The 5,948-nt window shown below is 67.1% G+C and carries 10 protein-coding genes; 9 read left to right on the top strand and 1 reads right to left on the bottom strand.

What is annotated here, in order from left to right:
- The 9 genes from aac(3) to AQY21_RS05885 all read left to right on the top strand — a co-directional run.
- Positions 1-757 (top strand): aminoglycoside 3-N-acetyltransferase (gene aac(3) / locus AQY21_RS05925; RefSeq protein WP_058096839.1); only part of this gene is annotated, 757 nt, incomplete at its 5' end.
- 34 nt (positions 758-791) lie between these two features.
- Positions 792-1,226 (top strand): bifunctional 2-polyprenyl-6-hydroxyphenol methylase/3-demethylubiquinol 3-O-methyltransferase UbiG, encoded by a 435-nt coding sequence (locus AQY21_RS05920; protein ID WP_058096838.1) that lies wholly within the window; start codon positions 792-794, stop codon positions 1,224-1,226.
- Between the two features lie 96 nt (positions 1,227-1,322).
- On the top strand, positions 1,323-1,640 hold the full coding sequence (locus AQY21_RS05915) for an H-NS family nucleoid-associated regulatory protein (RefSeq protein ID WP_058096837.1): 318 nt from the start codon (positions 1,323-1,325) through the stop codon (positions 1,638-1,640).
- Positions 1,641-1,656: 16 nt separating this feature from the next.
- Positions 1,657-2,280, top strand: a complete 624-nt coding sequence (locus AQY21_RS05910; protein ID WP_058096836.1) for a plasmid pRiA4b ORF-3 family protein — start codon at positions 1,657-1,659, stop codon at positions 2,278-2,280.
- Positions 2,281-2,355: 75 nt separating this feature from the next.
- Complete coding sequence (locus AQY21_RS05905; protein ID WP_058096840.1) at positions 2,356-2,715, top strand: hypothetical protein; 360 nt, start codon at positions 2,356-2,358, stop codon at positions 2,713-2,715.
- Positions 2,716-2,744: 29 nt separating this feature from the next.
- Positions 2,745-3,203 carry an aminoglycoside N-acetyltransferase AAC(3)-Ih gene (aac(3)-Ih, locus tag AQY21_RS05900; RefSeq protein WP_058096835.1) on the top strand — a complete coding sequence of 153 codons (459 nt, stop codon included), beginning with the start codon at positions 2,745-2,747 and terminating at the stop codon, positions 3,201-3,203.
- 222 nt (positions 3,204-3,425) lie between these two features.
- Positions 3,426-3,842, top strand: a complete 417-nt coding sequence (locus tag AQY21_RS05895; protein WP_058096834.1) for a hypothetical protein — start codon at positions 3,426-3,428, stop codon at positions 3,840-3,842.
- A 450-nt stretch (positions 3,843-4,292) separates the two neighbouring features.
- Positions 4,293-4,970 carry a DNA methyltransferase gene (locus tag AQY21_RS05890; protein ID WP_058096833.1) on the top strand — a complete coding sequence of 226 codons (678 nt, stop codon included), beginning with the start codon at positions 4,293-4,295 and terminating at the stop codon, positions 4,968-4,970.
- Between the two features lie 77 nt (positions 4,971-5,047).
- Complete coding sequence (locus AQY21_RS05885) at positions 5,048-5,338, top strand: hypothetical protein (RefSeq protein ID WP_058096832.1); 291 nt, start codon at positions 5,048-5,050, stop codon at positions 5,336-5,338.
- A 278-nt stretch (positions 5,339-5,616) separates the two neighbouring features.
- Here AQY21_RS05885 and AQY21_RS05880 read toward each other — a convergent pair.
- The coding region (locus AQY21_RS05880; RefSeq protein ID WP_203416410.1) for a hypothetical protein at positions 5,617-5,948 on the bottom strand (332 nt) is incomplete at its 5' end.

Raw genomic sequence — 5,948 nt, 5'->3', positions numbered from 1 at the left:
GGTGATGGTCCACGCCTCGCTGAAGGCGCTCGGCCCGGTCGAGGGTGGTGCGGCCGGGGTCGCCCAGGCGCTCATGGATGCCGTGGGGCCGGGCGGTACGGTGATGGGATACGCCTCCTGGGACCGCTCGCCCTATGAGCAGACGCTGAACGGCGCCCGGATGGACGAGGCCCTGCGCCGCGACTGGCCCGCCTTCGATCCCCGGACCGCGGGCACATATCGCGGCTTCGGCCTGCTGAACCGGTTCCTTGCGGAGCTGCCGGGTGCCCGGCGCAGCGCCCACCCGGATGCCTCGATGGTCGCGGTCGGCCCGCTGGCCGGCACCCTGGTCGCACCGCAYMGGCTGGGSCAGGCCCTGGGCGAGGGCTCGCCGCTGGAACGCTTCGTGCGCCTTGGCGGCAAGATCCTGCTGCTGGGTGCGCCGCTCGATGCGGTGACCGTGCTGCATTACGCCGAGGCCGTCGCCGACATCCCCGGCAAGCGCCGCGTCAGCTACGAGATGCCGGTGCTGGGCCCGGATGCCCGGACCATCTGGGAGGCTGCCACGGATTTCGACTCGAACGGCATCCTCGATTGCTTCGCAGTCGAGGGCCAGCCGGATGCGGTCGAAACCATCGCCCGCGCCTATGTCGAGACGGGCCGGCACCGCGAGGGCGTGGTCGGCGCCGCGCACTGCCATCTGTTCGACGCGCAGGATATCGTCGCTTTCGGGGTTGGATGGCTTGAGCGGCAGTTCGGATCGGCGGCTGGTGGCTGAAGGTGTGGAAACCAAAGCCTGAGGATCGATCGTCATGGCACCGCGGATTTCGCACCGGATCGCATCCTTCATCGATGCGCTGCCGCTGGCGCCGGGCCTGAGGGTGCTGGAGATCGGCTGCGGCCCGGGGGTGGCGGCCCGCGAGGTTTCTCGACGCGTCGGGAGCGGCTTCGTCCTGGCCATCGACCGCTCGGCCAAGGCGATCGAAAGCGCGATGGCCGGGTCGAGCGCGGAAATCGCCACGGGTCGCCTGCGGTTCCGGCAGGTGGCGATCGAAGATTTCGATTTGCTGGCCGGCGAGGAGCGCTTCGATCTCGCCTTCGCGATGCGTGTCGGGGCGCTGGACGGGCGCCACCCGGATATCGAGCGCCGCGCCCTTGAACGAGTGCGGGCGGCATTGAAACCGACGGGGCGGCTGTTCATCGACACGGGACATCCGCTCAGGGAAATAAAGCTGATCGGGCGATGATTTGTCTGAGGCTTGGGCGGATCCCCGGATCGAGCCCGGGAATTGCCGCTAGACCTCTGTTGAATTAAACCGGCGCCATAACAACAGGGGACGCTTATGACCGATATCGACCTGAATGCCTTGTCGCTGGCCGAATTGAAGCAGCTGGAAAAGAACGTGGCGAAGGCCATCGCCTCTTTCGAGGATCGCCGCAAGGCCGAGGCGCGGGCTGCGGCGGAAGCGGTGGCAAAAGAGCACGGTTTCTCGCTGGGCGAACTGGCGGAAATGACCCCGGCGCATAAGCGCGCCACCGTAGCGCCGAAATACCGCCACCCGGAAAACCCYGAGATCACCTGGAGCGGTCGCGGCCGCAAACCTGGCTGGATCGCCGAGGCTCTGGAGGCCGGGAAATCCCTCGAGGACTTCGCCATCTGATCGGGGAGGGCAGGGGGTGTTCCAGCCTCCGAATGCGGTKCGGYTGCATGTTTCACTGGCCGMGATCGAGCCGGAGATCTGGCGGCGGCTGGTGGTTCCCGCCGACTGGACGCTGGACCGGCTGCACCTGGTCCTGCAGGCGGCCTTCGGCTGGACCGACAGCCATCTGCACGAATTCCGCATCGGCGGGTTGCGCTACGGCGATCCGGCCCTGCTGGACGACGGTTTCGGCGGCCCCCGCGTTTTCGACTCTACCGAGGTGCGGCTGCAGGATTTCGTCGGGCGTGACGGCAGTTTCACCTATGCCTATGATTTCGGAGACGACTGGCGGCACCTGATCCGGATCGAGGATTGGCTGGCGCTCGATCCGGCGCCGCGCCACGCATTCTGTCTGGAGGGCGCGCGGGCAAGGCCGCCCGAGGATGTCGGCGGGCCGCGGGGCTATGCAGATTTCCTCGGGATCATCCGCGACCCGGCGCACGAGGACCATCGCTCCACGCTGCGATGGGCGGGCGGGCATTTCGATCCGGAATGGTTCGATCTCGATCTGATCAACAAGGATCTGCGCAATGCCTTTCGTGCGAACGCGCGACGCCGGCTGCCCCAGCCGAAGCCGAAGCCGAAGGTACCGAAGGATTAGCAGCGTTTCCCGTTGCGACCCTTCCCCGGCCTGCGCGAAGCTGACCATCCGCCCGACTCTTGCCACGACGCCCCCATGACCGAGATCTCACCGCACCCCCGGATCAAGTTGTCGAAGCTGCGCGATATCGGCTGGTCGCTCTGGGATCCCATCGGCTTGCTGGACCCGGAAAGCCCGGCGGGCAGGTGGGACGACGAAGCCAACCTGTCCTTCGCGGACGAATACGACGGCTATCTGATCGCGGCGGCGTCCCAGTTGCGCCGGGGAACGCCCCGCGACGAGGTGGTCGCATTCCTGGTCGAGATCGAGACCCAACATATGGGAATGGGCGACAACCCGAGTGCCAGGTCGAGGGCGGAAGCGGTCGTTGAGGCGATCCTCGCGGACGAGACCATTTGGACATGGCCCGACGCGCAGGGGCGGTTCAGGGTATGATACACCTGAAGCATGAGGAGGAGTTGCCGATGTCCGTGTCGATCAGGTGCCTGGGCCGATCCGACGTTTCCGTCCTGCGGCAGATGAACGCGCTGTTCGGGGATGCCTTCGACGATCCCGACACCTACCTGGGAGAGCCGCCGGACGACGCCTATCTGAGCGGCCTTCTGGCCGGGGATCATCTCATCGCGCTGGCGGCCATGGACGGCGCCGTCGTCGTCGGCGGCCTGATCGCCTACGAGCTCGAGAAATTCGAGCGGGCGCGTTCGGAAATCTACATCTACGATCTTGCTGTCGCCGAGACCCACCGGCGCCAGGGCATAGCCACCGCGCTCATCGGTGCCTTGCAACGGATCGCGGCCGAACGGGGCGCCTGGGTGGTTTACGTTCAGGCCGATTACGGGGATGAACCGGCCATTGCCCTCTATACCGGGCTTGGAAAACGCGAGGACGTCCTGCATTTCGACATTCCGGTCGATGCGGGATAGTTGACGGACCTCATGAGCGCGTGGGCTGGCGGCTTGTCGCCGGCCACCGGGCATTTCCGGCATCTATCCGCATCATCTGTCCGGTCTTCCGCCCGTTCGCTTGACCCGCCATCGGGTGTTGGGAATGCTGTCTTTTGCAGCAACGGCGGAGTGCATCCTGGTCGCAGGCGGAGCGTATCATCTTCGGGCAGGATCCCTGATCTCTCTGGTCCGGAGGCTTCCATGACGCTGATCCTGCTTGCCATCATGCTCACCGCCGTCGCCTGCGTCATCGCCTGGTATCTCGCCACCTGGGCGCTGCCGGTGATGGTCGCGGTCGAAACCTTCCGATTCATCCACGCCACCGAGGCAGGGTTCCTGCTCTCGGCGCTTGCGGCAGCTGCCATGGCACTGCTGTCGGTCGGGCTGGTGCTTCTGGCGCTGTTCAAGGCGAAGAGCCCGATCCTTTGCCTGCTGGCGCGGGCTGTCTTCGTGATTCCGGCGATGATCGCCGGATATGCCGTCGTGCATGGCGTTACCCATGATGCCATCGACTCCGCCATCGGCCTCAAACTGCTCTGCGGTACCGCCGGGCTGATCACCGGCATCGCCGCGCTGATCAATCTGAACGGCTTCGGGGAACTGGCGCCGCAGGGCTGATCCGAGGGGGGCGGTACTGACGGACATTTCCGCCTGCCGCCTTTTTTCCTGTCGCATCGAGCCAAGGTGATCCGCGCCCGGCGCGCGGATCGCGGTTGTGCGGAAGCCGGGCAGGGGCCTCGACCGGGCCGTGCCCGGCTCACCCCCGGCCCGACGGTTTTCTTATCTCGTGGATTTGTCCGCCACGCATCCGCCTGTCTGGCCGTCAAAGGGCAGGCGCCGCCTTGGGGCGTCGTCGGGGCGCAGGGCCGTGTCCTCGCCTGCGGCTGCGGGCCGCCCCACCCCTGCGCCCCGACCCAGGACCGCCAGCCATGCGGCCGCGGGTCGGGCTGCGCCCTCTCCGCTCTGCCTCCGGGGAAACATGCGTTTCCCGAAGTCAGACCGGCGAGGCGCGGCCCATCGGCGGATCAGGGCAAGGACCCTCCGCCCCGAACCCGAAAGGACAGAGACATGACCGGCAAGACCAGCACCCCCCGCAACCTCGTCATCAACGCCGATTGCATCGAGGCGATGCAGGCTTTCGGCACCGGCTCGGTGGATTTCATCCTGACCGATCCGCCCTATGTGACCCGCTTCCGCGACCGGCAGGGCCGCACCGTCGCCAACGACGACAACGCCCGCTGGCTGCGGCCGGCCTTCGCCCAGATGCACCGGGTTTTGAAGCAGGGCGGTTTCTGCGTCAGCTTCTACGGCTGGAACAAGGTGGATCTGTTCGTGGAGGCCTGGAAGGCGGCGGGCTTCCGCATCGTCGGGCATCTGGTGTTCCGCAAGCGTTACGCCTCCTCGGCGCGGTTCCTGCGCTACGAGCACGAACAGGCCTATCTGCTGGCGAAGGGCGATCCGGTGCTGCCCGCCCGTCCGGTGCCGGATGTGCTGGACTTCCCCTATACCGGCAACAGGCTGCATCCGACGCAGAAGCCGGTGGCGGCGCTGCGCCGGCTGATCGGGGCGTTTACCCAGCCCGGCGATCTGGTGCTGGACCCGTTCAGCGGCAGCGGTTCCACGCTGGCGGCGGCGCATCTGCTGGGCCGCGACTGGCTCGGGGTGGAACTGGACGTGGCGCATTACCGCACCGCCGGAAGGCGGATGGCGGCCCTGCAAGAGCGCGACCGGAAGGCGGCCGCATAGGTCAGCCCCCAATCCAAGGGCGCCCGTCATCGGGGCGGGCGCTGCACCCCACAGCTTCACACGGAAAGGATTTCGGCATGCGCTGGATCATTACGGCGGATTACTGGGGCAACTGCCTCGGCCTGGGCGAGGACGCCGACGGCGTTCCCACCCGCGGCAACCCCAAAGAGGGCGACGCCCTGCCGGTGGAGTTCCGGCTTTATACCGCGCGCGGCAGGCTGCTGTTCGAGGGCCGTTGCGGCGACATCGCGGCCGACTGGTGGCACGGCATGAAACCGCTGCTTTACGCCTGGACCACCTTCCGCTGCCGCCGCCTGGCCTGGCGCCCGGCCGAAACGGACGAACCGTGGCGGCCGCTGCGGCCATAGGCCAGCCACCAAACTCAAAGCGTCACGGCCGCCGATCCGATGGACCGGCGGCCGTCCCGCGTGCGCGCCTTGGATAGGGGGCCGAAAAAATCGCGCTCGCCGGGCTTGGCCCGGCTCGCGGAGGCAGGACGAGGGTATCGGCTGACGTGCCCATGGCTGATGCGACAGGCGCGAACGGCGCGGCATGATCCGGACGGGCGGAGACCACCCATATCGGAGCTCGGCCGGATCATGCCGGAGGCCGGAAAGAGAGGTCGTGCCTTGCGGCCGGACGCCCCTCATGCCTTCATGATCGGCAGYTCGGCGAGTGCGTTCCTGAGACGCAGCATGTCCCAAGGCAGATGTTCGGTAATGGCGAGGCCGACCATATCCGCCGCCGCGCTCACGTCCTTCAGCAGCCGCACCACCTGTTCCAGCCGCATGCGGCCCTGCTCGATCCCGGCAAAGGCATCCGTTGCCGCATCGGGCCTGTTGAACAGCAGCGGCGAGAAATGCGACGGATCCAGCACGTCGAGATCGAAATGCACCGCCAGATGGGTAATCCCTTCGCGCGCGATCCAATCGAGAACCGGCTGGCTGGTCTCGGCCAGATCGGTGGCGGGGATGTGGC

This window comes from Paracoccus sp. MKU1, from assembly GCF_001447385.1.
Classification (GTDB): domain Bacteria; phylum Pseudomonadota; class Alphaproteobacteria; order Rhodobacterales; family Rhodobacteraceae; genus Paracoccus.
This window is presented reverse-complemented; position numbering and strand designations above follow the sequence as displayed.